Raw genomic sequence first — 14,127 nt, 5'->3', positions numbered from 1 at the left:
ATCACGGCCAAACCGGCGCCAATTTGCGCACTGCGGCAATACTGTTGCGTATTGAATTTTAACCGGGGAAACGCCGTCTTGCCGAGCCTTGCGGCGCGGCTTTTCGCTTACGCGCTCAGCATGCCGCGTTCGAGCACGAAGTCGATCACCGACTGCAGTCCTTCACCGCTTTTCAGGTTGGTGAACACGAAGGGCCGCGTGCCGCGCTGCACCTTCGCGTCGTGCGCCATCACCTCGAGCGAGGCGCCGACCATCGGCGCGAGGTCGATCTTGTTGATCACCAGCAGATCGGATTTGGTGATGCCGGGCCCGCCCTTGCGCGGAATCTTCTCGCCGGCGGCAACGTCGATCACGTACAGCGTCAGGTCGGAAAGCTCGGGCGAGAAGGTTGCCGCGAGGTTGTCGCCGCCCGATTCGATCAGGATCAGCTCAACCGAAGGAAAAGCGCGCTGCAGGCGGTCGACGGCTTCGAGGTTGATCGACGCATCCTCGCGGATGGCGGTGTGCGGACAGCCGCCGGTTTCGACGCCGATGATGCGCTCGGGCGCCAGCGCCGAGTGATTGACGAGGAATTTGGCGTCCTCGGCGGTGTAGATGTCGTTGGTGACGACGGCCATGTCGATGCGGTCGCGCAGCGCGAGGCACAGCGCCAGCGTCAGCGCCGTCTTGCCGGAACCGACGGGGCCGCCGATACCGACGCGCAGGGGAGCTTTGTTTGAGGTCATGAGCGGAACAGTCGCGAGTATTGGGTTTCGTGGAGGGAACTGGCGATGGCAAAGGCCGGCGTGAAGTTGCACCACGCGTCTTCGGGCAGCGTCTGCGCCGCCTGCGCCACCGCCGGGATGCGTGCTGCCAGTTCGGCGAGCAGGCGCTGGCCGGCAGCCTGGCCGAGCGGCACGGCCTTGAGCGCCGCCATCACCTGATTTTCGGCCCAGGACCACAGGTAGGCGGCGGTCGCTGCTTCCGGCGCGATGCGCCAGGCGGCGGCAATGCCCGCCCAGGCGGTCGGGAAAGCCACTTCGGGCAGCGCGGCGAGCAGCGAGTGCACCGGCGCCAGATCGGCGTCGCGCAGGTCGGCGAGCAGGCGCTTCAACGAGAAGCCCATCTGCAGCGTTTCGGCACGCAGTTCGGCGCTCTCGCGGCTGGCGAGAAAGTCGGCATTGAGGCGGATGATTTCGCTGGCGGCCGGGCTCGCCGTGGCGCTGATGTCAGTGCCCACTTGCGCCGACCACAAGACCAGCAGACGCGCCAGCAGCGGCGCCTCGTAGCGGCCGATCGAATGCGTGAGCAGGTCGCCGACCCAGCGGCCGGCGGCGGCCTCGTTGCCGACGACGCCCGTTTCGACCGCCCACTCCAGCCCCTGCGAGTAGGTGTAGGCGCCTACCGGCAGCGCCGGGCTGGCGAGTTGCAACAGGCGGACGAGAGCCAGCGAAGTCACGCGGCGTACGCCTCAGCCCGACTTGAACTGGTGGATTTTCGGCAGCGAGCGATGCGGGCCGTGGCCGGGGTTGTGCAGGTCCGGCGCGTGCGTGTCTTGGGCGTGCTTATCGTGGCTGTGCTCGTCGGCGTGGCCGTGCTCATGCGCGTGTCCGTGAGCATGGCCGTGTGCATGTGTGTCGCCACCATCGTCGTCGTGGCCGTGGTGATGGTGGCCGCCGTGTGCGCCGTAAGCGCCCGCTTCGGGCTGGAACGGCGCCTCTGCTTCACCGACGACGCAGCCGAGCCCGCGCAGCATGTCGGCGAGCACATGGTCGGTCTGGAACAAGAGGCGGCCGCCCCGCCCTTCGGCGACGATCTGCAGCGGAATGTGGCGGTTGCCGAGATGGTAGGCGGCGCGCGCGAAGAGCAAGGGATCGTCGGCAAAGGCTTCGATCAGCAGTTCGGGCGCGGCGACGACTTCGACGACGACGCGGCCGTCTTCGGACAGCAGGCGGTCGCCGCCGTGCAGGTGGTCGCCGCGTTCGAGAAAGATGCCGGCGTCGACGCCCGAGGCGAGCGTGACTTTCAGGCGGCTGCGCTTGCGTTCGTCGTAGGCGAGCGCGACCGAATCGGTCGGCGTTTGCGCGGTCTTGCGGGTGAGGGTGAGCATGGTGGGTCGTCGTTTGGGAACGGGAACAGAAGCGGGATCAGAACAGGAAGTAGCGTTGCGCCAGCGGCAGCTCGCTCGCCGGCTCGCAGACGAGATGCACGCCATCGGCCTTGACCACGTAGGTTTCGGGATCAACGCTGATTTCCGGCGTGGCGCCGTTGTGCACCATGTCCGACTTTTTGAGAGTGCGCGTGCCGGACACGGCGACCAGCGGCTTGGCCAGCCTAAGCGCGGCAACCGCCGGGTTGTCGAGCGCCGCTTGCGAGACGAAGGTGACCGAGGTTTTCAGGGCCTTGCCGAAGCTGCCGAACATTGGCCGGTAATGCACCGGCTGCGGCGTCGGGATCGAGGCGTTGGGGTCGCCCATGGCAGCGGCGGCGATCATCCCGCCCTTCAAGATCAGGCTCGGCTTGACGCCGAAGAAGGCCGGCTTCCACAGCACCAGATCGGCGAGTTTGCCGACTTCGAGCGAGCCGACGGTGTGCGCGATGCCGTGCGTCAGCGCCGGGTTGATCGTGTACTTGGCGATGTAGCGCTTCACCCGGAAGTTGTCGTTGCGCGCGCCGCCGTCACTTCCCATATCTTCGGGCAGCGTGCCGCGCTGCGCCTTCATCTTGTGCGCCGTCTGCCAGGTGCGGATGATCACTTCGCCGACGCGGCCCATCGCCTGCGAGTCGGAACTCATCATCGAGAAGGCGCCGAGGTCGTGCAGGATGTCTTCAGCGGCGATCGTCTCGCGGCGGATGCGCGATTCGGCGAAGGCGATGTCCTCGGCGATGCTCGGGTCGAGGTGGTGGCAAACCATCAGCATGTCGAGATGCTCGTCGATGGTGTTCACCGTGTACGGCATGGTCGGGTTGGTCGAACTCGGCAGCACGTTGGGCAGGCCGGCGGCCTTGATGATGTCCGGCGCGTGGCCGCCGCCGGCACCTTCGGTGTGGAAGGTGTGGATGGTGCGGCCCTTGAAGGCGGCGAGCGTCTCCTCGACGAAGCCCGATTCGTTGAGCGTGTCGGAGTGGATCGCCACCTGCACGTCCATCTCGTCGGCAACCGAGAGGCAGCAGTCGATGGCGGCCGGTGTGGTGCCCCAGTCCTCGTGCAGCTTCAAGCCCATGGCGCCGGCGGCGACCTGTTCGCGCAGCGCGTCGGGCAGGCTGGCGTTGCCCTTGCCGAGGAAGCCGAGGTTCATCGGGAAGGCGTCGGCGGCTTCGAGCATGCGGTGGATGTGCCACGGCCCCGGCGTGCAGGTGGTGGCGAAGGTGCCGGTGGCCGGGCCGGTGCCGCCGCCGATCATGGTGGTGACGCCCGACATCAGCGCTTCCTCGATCTGCTGCGGACAGATGAAGTGGATGTGGCTGTCGATGCCGCCAGCGGTGACGATCATGCCTTCGCCAGCGATGACCTCGGTGCCGGGACCGACGACGATGCTCACGCCTGGCTGGATGTCGGGGTTGCCGGCCTTGCCGATGGCGGCGATGCGGCCGTCCTTGATGCCGATGTCGGCTTTGACGATGCCGGTGACGGCGTCGACGATCAGCGCGTTGGTAATCACCGTATCGACGGTTTCGGCGGAAACGTGCTGGCCCTGCCCCATGCCGTCGCGGATGACCTTGCCGCCGCCGAACTTCACTTCTTCGCCGAAGATCGTGTAGTCCTTTTCAACCTCGATGATCAGGCCGGTATCGGCCAGACGCAGGCGGTCGCCGCGACCGTCGGCAAAGGTCGGGCCGAACATTTCGGCATACGCCTGCCGCGAAATGCTGTTCGCCATCACAGCTCTCCCTGAACGAGGCCACGGAAGCCATAGACCTGACGCAGCCCGGCCAGCGCAACGAGCTGCACGGTGCGTGTCTGCCCCGGCTCGAAACGCACGGCGGTGCCGGCGGCGATGTCGAGCCGGTAGCCGCGCGCGGCGTCACGGTCGAAAGCGAGCGCCGCGTTGGTCTCGAAGAAGTGGTAGTGCGAGCCGACCTGGATCGGCCGGTCGCCGGTGTTGGCCACCGTCAGCACGAGCGTCGGACGGCCGGCGTTGAGTTCGATGTCGCCTGCCTCGGCGAGGAGTTCTCCGGGAATCATCGTGTTTTCCTCAGACGATCGGGTGATGCACGGTCACCAGCTTGGTGCCGTCGGGGAAGGTCGCTTCGACCTGGATTTCGGGAATCAGCTCGGCGATGCCGTCCATCACGTCGGCGCGCGTCAGCACTTTCGTTCCCTCGTGCATCAGCTCGGCGACGCTGCGCCCGTCGCGCGCGCCTTCGAGGATGGCACAGGTGATCAGCGCGACGGCTTCCGGGTAGTTGAGCTTGAGACCGCGCGCGCGGCGCCGTTCGGCGAGCAGGCCGGCGGTGAAGATCAAGAGCTTGTCTTTCTCGCGGGGGGTAAGTTCCATGATGAAGTCCTCAGGTGTTCCAGATTCGGGGTGGCACGGCCGGGCGGCCACAGTACGCCGGGCGCAGGATCGTCCACAGCGCGGCGAACCAGTGGCGCGCGGCTTCGCTGCTGTCGCCGAGGTAGCGCGCGATGAGCAGGCCCGGCGGCGCCGTCAGTGCGTGCGCGGCGCCATCGACCGGCGCGCTCTGGCGGCAGGCGGCGAGCAGTTCGGCGGCTTGTTGCGGCAGGCCGGGGAAAGCCAGCAGCAGCGCGCCGCTGACCGAACGCCCCGCCCAGCCGGCGGCGCTGGCGAGCATGGCGTCGTCGCCGGCAAAGCTGCCGCGCTCGAGCCACAGCGGCGCGCCGTCGCGCTCGATGCGATAGCGCAGATCGAAATGGCCGCTCACAAAGCGCTCGCCGGCGGCGGCACGGCCAAGACAGAGGATGTCCCAGCCGATGAAGGCGGCGTCGGCGGCGAGCGACACCTGCGTCTGCATGCGTGCGCGTGCGCCGTCGAAAACGATGGTTTCCTGCGGCAGCCATTCGAGCACGGCGCCGGCGCCGAGCGCGAAGTCGATGCCCTGCGAAGCGACGGCGCCACCCGAGCGATACCACTTGCCAGCCCCCGGCGTGGTCAGCTGCGCGTGCGCGCCGGCCTCCAGCGTTGCGGCAATGCGCAGATCGTCGCCACCGGCGATGCCGGAAGGCGGATGCAGCAGGATCGCCTGACACACCGCTTCGCCCTCGGGGTAGAGCGGCTTCTGCACGCGCAGCGGGCCGCGATGACGGTTCTCGCACAGCAGCGTCTGCCCGCCGCGGCGCGCGAAGCCGAGCTGCAGTTCGGCTTGCCAGCAAGCGTTGAGCGTTGCGGGCATCGGTTGCGGCGGTGGGACGGACACATTCATCCCTCAATTATCCGTGGAAGGCGTGCGTGATTGAAATACGCAAGAGTACGCAGATCGCGGATACGCATCGCTGCTCAGCGAGCGCAGAACGATGCAACGCGCGGCGCCATTGCCGGTCGAAACACACACTGATGCTGCCCACCGCACTGTCCCCGCTATTGCCTGCCAGTTGGCTGGCTGTTGCCGGCCCGCTGAGCGCCAGTTGTCTGCGTGCAGCGACCTCACCCGCGAAGGAATTCCCCATGAAGTTAGTGCTTGCCATCGCCGCGACGCTTGGCCTTGCGATCGCCGCCACCACGCCCGCGCCCGCCGCCGAAGAGCCACCTGAAAAGACCTACACCGTCGTCCGCCAGTACGAGAGCTTCGAGGTGCGCGATTACGCGCCGTATCTGGTTGCCGAAGTCACGCTTCCGGGCAACGCCGACGAGGCCGGCAACCAGGGCTTTCGCATCCTCGCCGGCTACATCTTCGGCAAGAACAAGGGCGAGCGGCAGATCGCCATGACCACGCCGGTGACGCAGAGCGCCGAGCCGAAAACCATTGCCATGACGACGCCGGTAACGCAGGCCGCAAGCGAAGGTGGCTTCGTCATCCAGTTCAAGATGCCGGCGGAGTTCACGCTCGACACCCTGCCCGAGCCGCTCGACGCACGCATCAAGTTCAGGGGAACGCCGGCCCAGCGCTTTGCCGTGATCCGCTACTCGGGGCGCTGGAGCGACAGCAACTACAACGAACACCTCGACCTCCTGCGCAAGGGGATCGAAGCCGCCGGCCTGCGCAGCAGCGGCAGCCCGATCTACGCGCGCTACAACGCACCCTTCGTTCCGTGGTTCATGCGCCGCAACGAAATCTGGCTGAAAATCGACTGAAGAGAAAAATCTTAGAAATATTCCAGAACCTGCCTGACAAAAATATGTCGTAGCACCGCTGCGGCGCCAAGGCGTTCGCGCAGCGAACAATGCGGGACATTGAACCGGGATTTTCGGCATGGGAACAGCGCTGATGGCGACAGCAAAACTACGGACTCAGCTCAGGAAAGCCTCGCCCTGGTGCCTGCTCTTCGTCTGGCTGAGCCTGTCGGCAGCGCAACTGTGGTCAATGGAAGTTCAGGCGATACGCGACGGGCTGGGCATGTGCTCCAGCCCGCCTGCCACCACCACAGAGAAAGGTCCGCAATGGCTTCTGGCGCTACTCCCCTGAGCAACGGCTTGACGGCATTCCGGGCCAGCGCCGACCGGCTCCTCGTCGGTGCGCTGGCTTTTCATCTGCTCGTCTGCCTGATTGCTGCGGGATTTACCGATACCTGGCTGGCGGCAATCTCGATCGGCCTGCCTGCCTTCCTCGTGCCGCTGCTGCTCAGCCGAACGGCCAGCGGCGCGCTGGTGACGCGCATCGCGGTCGGCTGTGCGTTCATGATTTTCTCGGCCCTGCTCATCCAGCAGACGCACGGCGCGATCGAAGCACACTTTGGCATCTTCGTGCTGCTCGCCTTCCTGCTGCTCTACTGCGATTGGCGCCCGCTGGTGGCCTCTGCCGCGCTGATCGCCGTGCATCACGTCGCTTTCGCCTGGCTGCAATACGGCGGCGCAGCCGTTTATCTGTTTCCGGAAGTCGACGGCATCTATCGCGTGCTGGTGCATGCGCTTTACGTCGTCGTCGAGACCGCGCTGCTTTGCTACATGGCCCTGCTGCTAAAAGGACTGGTGGAAGACGGCGTCACCGTCGCCGCTTTCGCGGCGCACGTTTCCGGCGGCCACCTCGACTTTCCCTTCGCTGACGAACAACTGAAGAAACGCCCGCTGCTGGTCGCGGTGGCGGGAATGCAGAACGATCTGCGCCATACCCTCGGACTCGCGCGCAAGACCGGCGACAGCCTGCGCGAACTGGCGGGCCGTTTGAGCACTTCGGCCAGCTCGATGGCGCACGACGCCGGCAAGCAGAGCGAATCGACCAGCAGCATGGCCGCCGCCGCCGAAGAAATGACCGTCGCCATCAGCGAAATCACGCACAACGCGCAGGACGCGCGCGCGCTCTCCGACGATTCCTGCGCAGCGGCAGAAGATGGCAGCCGTCTGGTGAAAACGGTCGAACAGGAAATGAGCGGCATCGCCGTCGTCATCGAGCAGGCGTCGTCGCTGGTCGAATCGCTCGGCCGCAAGGCCGAGGAAGCCGGTCAGGTGGTGCAGATCATCAAGGGCATCGCCGACCAGACCAACCTGCTGGCGCTCAACGCGGCGATCGAAGCCGCCCGCGCCGGCGAACTCGGCCGCGGCTTTGCGGTGGTCGCCGACGAGGTACGCAAACTCGCCGAACATACGACGACGGCCACCGACCAGATCGCACAGATGATGGGCGAGATGCACGGCGCCAAGGAGTCGGTGCTGGTGTCGATTGGCGACGCGGTGCAGCGCGTTCAATCCGGCGTTTCGCTCGCCGCCAATGCCGGCGGCAGCATCGACGAGATCGCCGGCAAATCGGTCAAGGTCGGCGAAGTCATCGGCGACATTTCGTCCTCACTGCACGAGCAAAGCGCGGCGACGCATGAAATCGCGCAAACGGTCGAGAGCATCGCGCAGATGGCCAGCAACGCGAGTGCGGCGATTGCCGACATTGCCGAAGAAGCGCGCCGCCTCGAGGAAGAAGCACGAACGCTGGACCGTTCGCTGGCGCGCTTCAATATCTGAACGCGCGCGGCGGGCGCCGCCGCCCTCAGCGCATGGCGAACAGCTCCTGATGAAAGCGCCCGGCCGGCAAGCCATGCGCCAGCAGATCGCGGCACATGGCGTCGCCAAAGGGCGCCGGTCCGCAGAACCAGACATCGGCCGCCTGCCAGTCGGGGACTTCCGCGCGCAGGCGCTCGCCACTGAGACGACCGTCGCGCGCATCGATCAGCACGTGCAGGCGCACACCGGCAGCCGCCGCGTCGGCTGCCAGCCGCTGCAGCGCCAGTTCATCAACTTCGCTGGTGCAGTGGAAGAGATCGACGTCACGGCCATCGGGCTCCTTGGCCAGCGCCTGCATGCGCGCGACGAAGGGCGCGATGCCGATGCCGCCGCCGATCCAGATCTGCCGCTGCGCCGTGCCGGCGAAATTGAAACGTCCGTAAGGCCCTTCGACGCTGACCGCGTCGCCCGGCTGCAGGCGCGCCGCCAGCGTGCGCGTGTAGTCGCCGAGCGCCTTGACGAGAAAGCGCAGCCGGCCGTCGCCCTGCCAGGCCGAGGCGATGGTGAAGGGATGCGCGCCCTCGTCAGCGTGCATGCTGAGAAAAGCAAACTGCCCGGCCTGGTGCCCCGCCCACGGCTCGTCGAGCTTGATGTCGATGGCCGTGACGCCAACGCCGGCAAGCTGCTCGACCTTGTCGACCGTTCCCGCCACCTTGCGTCCGGTGCCGATCTGCCGCGACAGGCTGAACACCGCACCGACGCAGCCGGCGCCGAGCATCAGCCCGCTGACGATGCCAAGCGGCGACGCCCAGTAGGCAAAGTTCAGCAGCATCAGCGCATGCGCCGCCAGCAGCAGATAGATCGCCGCCAGCCAGCGGTGCGTCTGGAAAAACCCGCGATAGGGAAAGCGCTTGATCAGCGCGATGGCGATGAGCACAACCGCCACGTAGAACGCCCATTCGCCGATCTGTTCGGCCAGCCCGCGCTGGCTCTGGAAGAAGCGGAAGAGTTCGACGCTCTGTTCGGGCGGCCGGCCGCGCACCGGGCGCTCGAGCCAGCCCCAGCCAACCAGCCACTTCGGTCCTTTGGCCGATAGCCAGTGGCAGACGGCCAGCGTCAGGCCGGCGATGCCCAGCCACTTGTGCAGCCGGTACATCTTGTCGAGACCGCCGAGATGGCTTTCGACCCACGCCGGGCGGATGGCAAGGATCATCGCCACGCTCATCATGCCCATGCCGAGCACGCCCGAGTATTGAACGAGAAGGTTGCGCCAGGCGAAGAAGTTGGCCGCGCGCGCCAGATCGCCCGCCGCAGCGATGGCCCACAGCGCGCTCAGGCCCAGCAGCAGGCCGAGGAAGTTGCGTTGAATCGTGTTCATGATCGTTCGGTCGATTTGCAATGCAGGCGGAGTTTTGTTCGCCCCTGCAGCGTGGGCACTGATCGGCATCCGCTGTTTCCTGAACAGCAATGTCATTTTCCGCGCGCGCCCATTGCAAAAGATTTCGTCACTTACCGGAGAAATGACGAAATATTTCGACCGAACGATGGCCGGAAGCGGCCGAAAGCGGCTGACTCGCGGCTGGCGAATCTGCCAGCAAGGCGGCTGGAACGGCGGCCCGGCCGCAGCGACGCTTACACCGCCAGCGCCGCCTTGACGCCATCCTGCGGCATGTTTGCGCCCTTGCCGCGCATGATGAATTCGCCGCGCTCCATGAGCAGGTACTGGTCGGCGAGCGATTCGGCGAAGTCGTAGTACTGCTCGACGAGCAGGATCGCCATTTCGCCGGTCTGCGCCAGCATGCGGATGGCGCGTTCGATGTCCTTGATGATCGACGGCTGGATGCCTTCGGTCGGCTCGTCGAGGATCAGCAGTTTCGGCCCCATCGCCAGCGCGCGGCCGATGGCGAGCTGTTGCTGCTGGCCGCCGGAAAGGTCGCCGCCGCGCCGGTGCAGCATCTGCTTCAGCACCGGGAACATCTCGAAGATGCGCGGCGGAATCGGCGTCTTGCCCGGCTTGGTCGCCAGCCCCATGAGCAGGTTTTCCTCGACGGTCAGGCGTGGAAAGATTTCGCGCCCTTGCGGCACGTAGCCGATGCCGGCGGCGACGCGCAGGTGCGGCGGCGCGTGCGTGATGTCCTGGCCATTGAGCGTGATGCTGCCCGATTTCGTCTTGACCAGCCCCATCAGCGATTTGAGCAGCGTCGTCTTGCCGACGCCGTTGCGCCCGAGCAGCGTGGTGACCTTGCCAGTTTCGACTTCGAAGGAGAGGCCGCGCAGGATGTGGCTGCCGCCATAGGCCTGATGGAGGTTATCGACGCTGAGCATGCTGTTTTCCTGGATGTCGGCTGGGTTTCTGCGGGGCCTGCGCTGTCAGCGGCCGAGATAGACTTCGATGACGCGCGGGTCGTTCTGCACCGTGGCGAGGTCGCCTTCGGCGAGCACCGATCCTTCGTGCAGCACGGTGACCTTGCCGCCGAGGCGTTCGACGAAAGCCATGTCGTGCTCGACGACGACCAGCGAGTGCTTGCCGGCGAGCGAGACAAACAGTTCAGCGGTGCGCATCGTCTCGTCGTCGGTCATGCCGGCGACGGGCTCGTCGAGCAGCAGCAGCTTCGGTTCCTGCATCAGCAGCATGCCGATCTCCAGCCACTGCTTCTGCCCGTGCGAGAGCAGCCCGGCCGGGCGGTCGGCCTCGCCGTTCAGCCGGATCAGCTTCAGCGTGTCGGCGATGCGGTCGCGCTGCTCGCCGGAAAGCCAGGCGAGCAGGCTTTTCCAGACGCGCTTGTCGGTCTTCATCGCCAGTTCGAGGTTCTCGAAAACACTGTGCTGCTCGAAGATCGTCGGCTTCTGGAACTTGCGGCCGATGCCGGCGTGGGCGATCTCGGGTTCGGACAAACGCGTGAGGTCGATGCTCTGGCCGAAGAAAGCCTTGCCCGAATCGGGGCGCGTCTTGCCGGTGATGACGTCCATCATCGTCGTCTTGCCGGCGCCGTTGGGGCCGATGATGCAGCGCAGTTCGCCGGCGTCGATCGCCAGATTGAGATTGTTCAGCGCCTTGAAACCGTCGAAGCTGACGGTGATGTCCTCGAGGTAGAGCGCGACGCCGTGCGACAGATCGAGTTCGCCGGTGACGACGTGGCCGAGCTGATCGATGCCGTCGCTGCCTTCGGGGCGGCCGTCGAGCAGATCCTTGCTGGCGGAAAGCGGACTCATGCGGCGACTCCTTTGCGTGCGGCAAATTTCTTCCACAGTCCGACCAGCCCCTGCGGCAGGAACAGCGTGACGATGATGAACAGCAAGCCCAAGAAGAACAGCCAGTATTCGGGGAAGCTGACGGTAAACCAGCTCTTCGCCAGATTGACGACGAAGGCACCAATCACCGGGCCGATCAGCGTGCCGCGGCCGCCGACCGCGACCCAGATGGCGATCTCGATCGAGTTGGCCGTCGACATTTCGCCCGGGTTGATGATGCCGACCTGCGGCACGTAGAGCGCGCCGGCGATGCCGCAGAGCACGGCCGAGATCACCCAGATGGTCAGCTTGTACCAGAGCGGGTTGTAGCCGATGAACATGACGCGCGATTCGGCGTCGCGGATCGCCGTCAGCACGCGGCCGAACTTCGACTTGACCAGCCAGGCGGCGAACACCAGCGTCGCCGCCAGCGCCAGCGCAGTGAGGCCGAAGAGCACCAGCCGCGTTTCCGGCGCGGTGATCGAATAGCCGAGGATGCGCTTGAAGTCGGTGAAGCCGTTGTTGCCGCCAAAGCCCGTTTCGTTGCGGAAGAAGAGCAGCATCGCCGCGTAAGTGAGCGCCTGCGTGATGATCGAGAAATAGACGCCCTTGATGCGCGAGCGGAAGGCGAAGTAGCCGAAGACGAAAGCCACCAGCGCCGGCACCAGCACAACCAGCAGCATGGCCCAGCCGAAGCTGTCGCTGCCGAACCAGAACCAGGGCAGCTCCTTCCAGTCGAGGAAGATCATGAAGTCGGGCAGATCGGCGCCGTAGCTGCCATCGCGGCCGATCTGGCGCATCAGGTACATGCCGAAGGCGTAGCCGCCGAGCGCGAAGAACAGCCCGTGGCCGAGCGAGAGGATGCCGCCGAAGCCCCAGATCAGATCCATCGCCACCGCCACCAGCGCGTAGCACATGATCTTGCCGATCAGCGTGATGAAGTAGGCCGAGACGTGGAAGGCCGAGTCTTCGGGAACGGCGAGGTTGAGCAGCGGCACGACGAGCAGCGTGAGCGTCAGGAAGACGCCGAGCACCAGCCAGCCTTTGGTGTCGAGCGCCGAGAGGAAGCGGACGGAAAGCGGGGTACGCATGGCTGTTCTCAGTTATCGACGAAGCGGCCCTTGAGGGCGAAGATGCCCTGCGGACGCTTCTGGATGAAGACGATGATGAAGACGAGAACGGCGATCTTGGCGATCACCGCGCCGACCCAGCCTTCGAGCAGCTTGGAAACGATGCCCAAGCCCAGCGCCGCCCACACCGTGCCGGCGAGCTGACCGACGCCGCCGAGGACGACGACCATGAACGAATCGACGATGTAGCCCTGCCCCATGTCCGGGCCGACGTTGGAAATCTGCGACAGCGCGACGCCGCCCAGGCCGGCGATGCCGGCGCCGAGCGCGAAGGCAAGCGTGTCGATGCGCGCCGTCGGCACGCCGACACAGCCGGCCATGGCACGGTTCTGTGTCACGGCGCGCACGAACATGCCGAGCCGCGTCTTGTTCATCAGCCCCCACACCAAGAGCAGCACGAACAGCGCGAAGCCGACGATGACGATGCGGTTCCACGGCAGCATCAGGTTGGGCAGCAGTTCGATGCCGCCCGACATCCAGCTCGGGTTGGCAACCTCGACGTTCTGCGCGCCGAAGAGCACGCGCGCCGCCTGGATCAGCACCAGCGAGATGCCCCAGGTGGCGAGCAGCGTTTCCAGCGTGCGTCCGTACAGCCAGCGGATGACCGTGCGCTCCATCAGCACGCCGACGGCGGCGGCGACGAAGAAAGCGACCGGGATCGCCGCCGGCAGATACCAGTCGATGGCCTCTGGAAAGTAGTTGCGGAACAGCGTCTGCACAGCGTAGGTCGAGTAGGCGCCGATCATCAGCAATTCGCCGTGCGCCATGTTGATCACGCCCATGACGCCGTAGGTGATCGCCAGCCCGAGCGCAGCGAGCAGCAGGATGCTGCCGAGCGACAGGCCGGAAAAGATGCGGCCGGCGTTTTCGGCGAGCGCCAGCCGTCCGTCGATCGACTTCACCGCGGCGATCGCTTCGTAGCGCACGCGGTCGTCGGGTTCGCCGGCCTTTTCGGTGAGCGGCAGCAGCACCGCCTTGATCGCCGGCGAGGTGGTTTCGGCCAGAGCGCGCACGGCGCCGAGGCGCACCGCCGGGTCGGCGTTGCCAAGGCTGGCCTGCGCGTGCGCCAGGGTGAGCAGCGCGCGGATTTCGCCGTCGCTCTCCTTTTCCAAGGCGCGCGCCAGCAGCGGCGCCATGTCGGCCGAGACCTTGCTTTGCAGCTTCTGCGCCGAGGCGAAGCGCACGTCGCGCTCGGCGTCGAAGAGTTTCAGCGCCGCCAGCGCGCCGGCGAGTTCGCCGCGGATGCGGTTATTCACCGTCACCGATTCTGGCGACGCCGGCATCTTGATCGCCTCGCCGCTGGCTGCGTCGAAGGCGCGCTCGCCGTCGATGATCACCGCGCGCTCGCCGGCGAGGTAGAGATTGTCTTCCGACATCGCCTTGAGTACGCGCAGGGCATCAGGGTCGGCGGTCTGCGTCAGCTGGCGGATGGCGACGACCTTGTCGCTCGAATCCTCGGCCGCAAGCGCGCGAACCTGCGTCGCGTCGAGCGCCGCCTGCGCCGGCAGCGAGGCGGTAAGTGCGAGAACGGCTAGCAGGAAAAGCGTGGTTGATCTGGTCATGAAAAGTCCGTCCGCAATAGGTGCAGCGCGGATGCCAGAGTACGGACGGGGGCGAAACCGGGGAATACGGCGAATTGCGTAGGGGCGGCGGAGCTTCAGACAGCGCTGCGGGCGTGGGCGAGCTTAACAATTCTTCAGAACGTAAACTCCGTACCGTAAAATCGGAAACACTTGCAG

General features: G+C 66.0%; 16 protein-coding genes. 4 read left to right on the top strand and 12 right to left on the bottom strand.

The window, feature by feature from the left end; all coding sequences use genetic code 11:
- Positions 1–107: 107 nt before the first annotated feature.
- Genes ureG through GGD90_RS08535 form a run of 7 tightly spaced genes read right to left on the bottom strand, consistent with a single transcriptional unit; the run spans position 108 to position 5,364 of the window.
- On the bottom strand, positions 108–725 hold the full coding sequence (gene ureG, locus GGD90_RS08565) for an urease accessory protein UreG (protein WP_153116123.1): 618 nt from the start codon (positions 723–725) through the stop codon (positions 108–110).
- Positions 722–1,438, bottom strand: a complete 717-nt coding sequence (locus GGD90_RS08560; RefSeq protein ID WP_228273684.1) for an urease accessory protein UreF — start codon at positions 1,436–1,438, stop codon at positions 722–724. Before GGD90_RS08560 ends, ureG begins: the two co-directional genes overlap by 4 nt.
- 12 nt (positions 1,439–1,450) lie before the next feature.
- On the bottom strand, positions 1,451–2,089 hold the full coding sequence (gene ureE / locus GGD90_RS08555) for an urease accessory protein UreE (protein WP_153116122.1): 639 nt from the start codon (positions 2,087–2,089) through the stop codon (positions 1,451–1,453).
- Between the two features lie 37 nt (positions 2,090–2,126).
- A complete protein-coding gene (gene ureC / locus GGD90_RS08550; protein WP_153116121.1) occupies positions 2,127–3,860 on the bottom strand; it encodes an urease subunit alpha in 1,734 nt (577 codons plus the stop codon).
- A complete protein-coding gene (locus GGD90_RS08545; RefSeq protein ID WP_153116120.1) occupies positions 3,860–4,165 on the bottom strand; it encodes an urease subunit beta in 306 nt (101 codons plus the stop codon). Before GGD90_RS08545 ends, ureC begins: the two co-directional genes overlap by 1 nt.
- A 10-nt stretch (positions 4,166–4,175) precedes the next feature.
- Positions 4,176–4,478: an urease subunit gamma gene (locus tag GGD90_RS08540; protein WP_153116119.1), complete on the bottom strand. Its 303-nt coding sequence runs from the start codon at positions 4,476–4,478 to the stop codon at positions 4,176–4,178.
- 10 nt (positions 4,479–4,488) lie between these two features.
- Entirely contained in the window at positions 4,489–5,364 is an 876-nt protein-coding gene (locus GGD90_RS08535; RefSeq protein ID WP_153116118.1) for an urease accessory protein UreD, read from the bottom strand.
- A gap of 242 nt (positions 5,365–5,606) precedes the next feature.
- Here GGD90_RS08535 and GGD90_RS08530 point away from each other — a divergent pair, with 242 nt between their 5' ends.
- The 3 genes from GGD90_RS08530 to GGD90_RS08520 all read left to right on the top strand — a co-directional run bounded on the left by GGD90_RS08530 (position 5,607) and on the right by GGD90_RS08520 (position 8,048).
- On the top strand, positions 5,607–6,233 hold the full coding sequence (locus tag GGD90_RS08530) for an SOUL family heme-binding protein (protein ID WP_153116117.1): 627 nt from the start codon (positions 5,607–5,609) through the stop codon (positions 6,231–6,233).
- A 118-nt stretch (positions 6,234–6,351) separates the two neighbouring features.
- Entirely contained in the window at positions 6,352–6,564 is a 213-nt protein-coding gene (locus GGD90_RS08525; RefSeq protein ID WP_184415034.1) for a hypothetical protein, read from the top strand.
- A gap of 8 nt (positions 6,565–6,572) precedes the next feature.
- Positions 6,573–8,048 (top strand): methyl-accepting chemotaxis protein, encoded by a 1,476-nt coding sequence (locus tag GGD90_RS08520; protein ID WP_184415032.1) that lies wholly within the window; start codon positions 6,573–6,575, stop codon positions 8,046–8,048.
- Between the two features lie 25 nt (positions 8,049–8,073).
- On the opposite strand, the gene GGD90_RS08515 is transcribed toward GGD90_RS08520, so the two are convergent.
- Positions 8,074–9,405, bottom strand: a complete 1,332-nt coding sequence (locus tag GGD90_RS08515; RefSeq protein ID WP_153116115.1) for a ferredoxin reductase family protein — start codon at positions 9,403–9,405, stop codon at positions 8,074–8,076.
- Between GGD90_RS08515 and GGD90_RS08510 the strand changes: the two genes are divergently transcribed.
- Positions 9,398–9,682, top strand: coding sequence for a hypothetical protein (locus GGD90_RS08510; RefSeq protein WP_153116114.1), 285 nt, complete (start codon positions 9,398–9,400; stop codon positions 9,680–9,682). The genes GGD90_RS08515 and GGD90_RS08510 overlap by 8 nt on opposite strands.
- Here GGD90_RS08510 and urtE read toward each other — a convergent pair.
- The 4 genes from urtE to urtB are packed head-to-tail and all read right to left on the bottom strand — an operon-like array spanning position 9,660 to position 13,950.
- Positions 9,660–10,352 (bottom strand): urea ABC transporter ATP-binding subunit UrtE, encoded by a 693-nt coding sequence (gene urtE / locus GGD90_RS08505; RefSeq protein ID WP_153116113.1) that lies wholly within the window; start codon positions 10,350–10,352, stop codon positions 9,660–9,662. The two genes, GGD90_RS08510 and urtE, sit on opposite strands and share 23 nt — an antisense overlap.
- Positions 10,353–10,397: 45 nt before the next feature.
- Positions 10,398–11,240, bottom strand: coding sequence for an urea ABC transporter ATP-binding protein UrtD (gene urtD / locus GGD90_RS08500; RefSeq protein ID WP_153116112.1), 843 nt, complete (start codon positions 11,238–11,240; stop codon positions 10,398–10,400).
- Positions 11,237–12,349 carry an urea ABC transporter permease subunit UrtC gene (urtC, locus tag GGD90_RS08495; protein ID WP_153116111.1) on the bottom strand — a complete coding sequence of 371 codons (1,113 nt, stop codon included), beginning with the start codon at positions 12,347–12,349 and terminating at the stop codon, positions 11,237–11,239. The genes urtD and urtC overlap by 4 nt, the downstream gene beginning before the upstream one ends.
- A gap of 8 nt (positions 12,350–12,357) precedes the next feature.
- Positions 12,358–13,950, bottom strand: a complete 1,593-nt coding sequence (urtB, locus tag GGD90_RS08490) for an urea ABC transporter permease subunit UrtB (RefSeq protein WP_153116110.1) — start codon at positions 13,948–13,950, stop codon at positions 12,358–12,360.
- Between the last annotated feature and the right edge of the window lie 177 nt (positions 13,951–14,127).

It is taken from the genome of Rhodocyclus tenuis, assembly GCF_014197755.1.
GTDB classification, from domain to species: Bacteria; Pseudomonadota; Gammaproteobacteria; order Burkholderiales; family Rhodocyclaceae; genus Rhodocyclus; species Rhodocyclus tenuis.
The sequence above is the reverse complement of the archived record's forward strand: the minus strand, read 5'-3'. Positions and strand labels throughout refer to the sequence as shown.

Coding starts and splice junctions, on each gene's coding strand:
- ureG (WP_153116123.1), bottom strand. CDS start 725: ATGACCTCAAACAAAGCTCCCCTGCGCGTCGGTATCGGCGGCCCCGTC.
- ureE (WP_153116122.1), bottom strand. CDS start 2,089: ATGCTCACCCTCACCCGCAAGACCGCGCAAACGCCGACCGATTCGGTC.
- ureC (WP_153116121.1), bottom strand. CDS start 3,860: ATGGCGAACAGCATTTCGCGGCAGGCGTATGCCGAAATGTTCGGCCCG.
- GGD90_RS08545 (WP_153116120.1), bottom strand. CDS start 4,165: ATGATTCCCGGAGAACTCCTCGCCGAGGCAGGCGACATCGAACTCAAC.
- GGD90_RS08540 (WP_153116119.1), bottom strand. CDS start 4,478: ATGGAACTTACCCCCCGCGAGAAAGACAAGCTCTTGATCTTCACCGCC.
- GGD90_RS08535 (WP_153116118.1), bottom strand. CDS start 5,364: ATGAATGTGTCCGTCCCACCGCCGCAACCGATGCCCGCAACGCTCAAC.
- GGD90_RS08530 (WP_153116117.1), top strand. CDS start 5,607: ATGAAGTTAGTGCTTGCCATCGCCGCGACGCTTGGCCTTGCGATCGCC.
- GGD90_RS08525 (WP_184415034.1), top strand. CDS start 6,352: ATGGGAACAGCGCTGATGGCGACAGCAAAACTACGGACTCAGCTCAGG.
- GGD90_RS08515 (WP_153116115.1), bottom strand. CDS start 9,405: ATGAACACGATTCAACGCAACTTCCTCGGCCTGCTGCTGGGCCTGAGC.
- urtE (WP_153116113.1), bottom strand. CDS start 10,352: ATGCTCAGCGTCGATAACCTCCATCAGGCCTATGGCGGCAGCCACATC.
- urtD (WP_153116112.1), bottom strand. CDS start 11,240: ATGAGTCCGCTTTCCGCCAGCAAGGATCTGCTCGACGGCCGCCCCGAA.
- urtC (WP_153116111.1), bottom strand. CDS start 12,349: ATGCGTACCCCGCTTTCCGTCCGCTTCCTCTCGGCGCTCGACACCAAA.
- urtB (WP_153116110.1), bottom strand. CDS start 13,950: ATGACCAGATCAACCACGCTTTTCCTGCTAGCCGTTCTCGCACTTACC.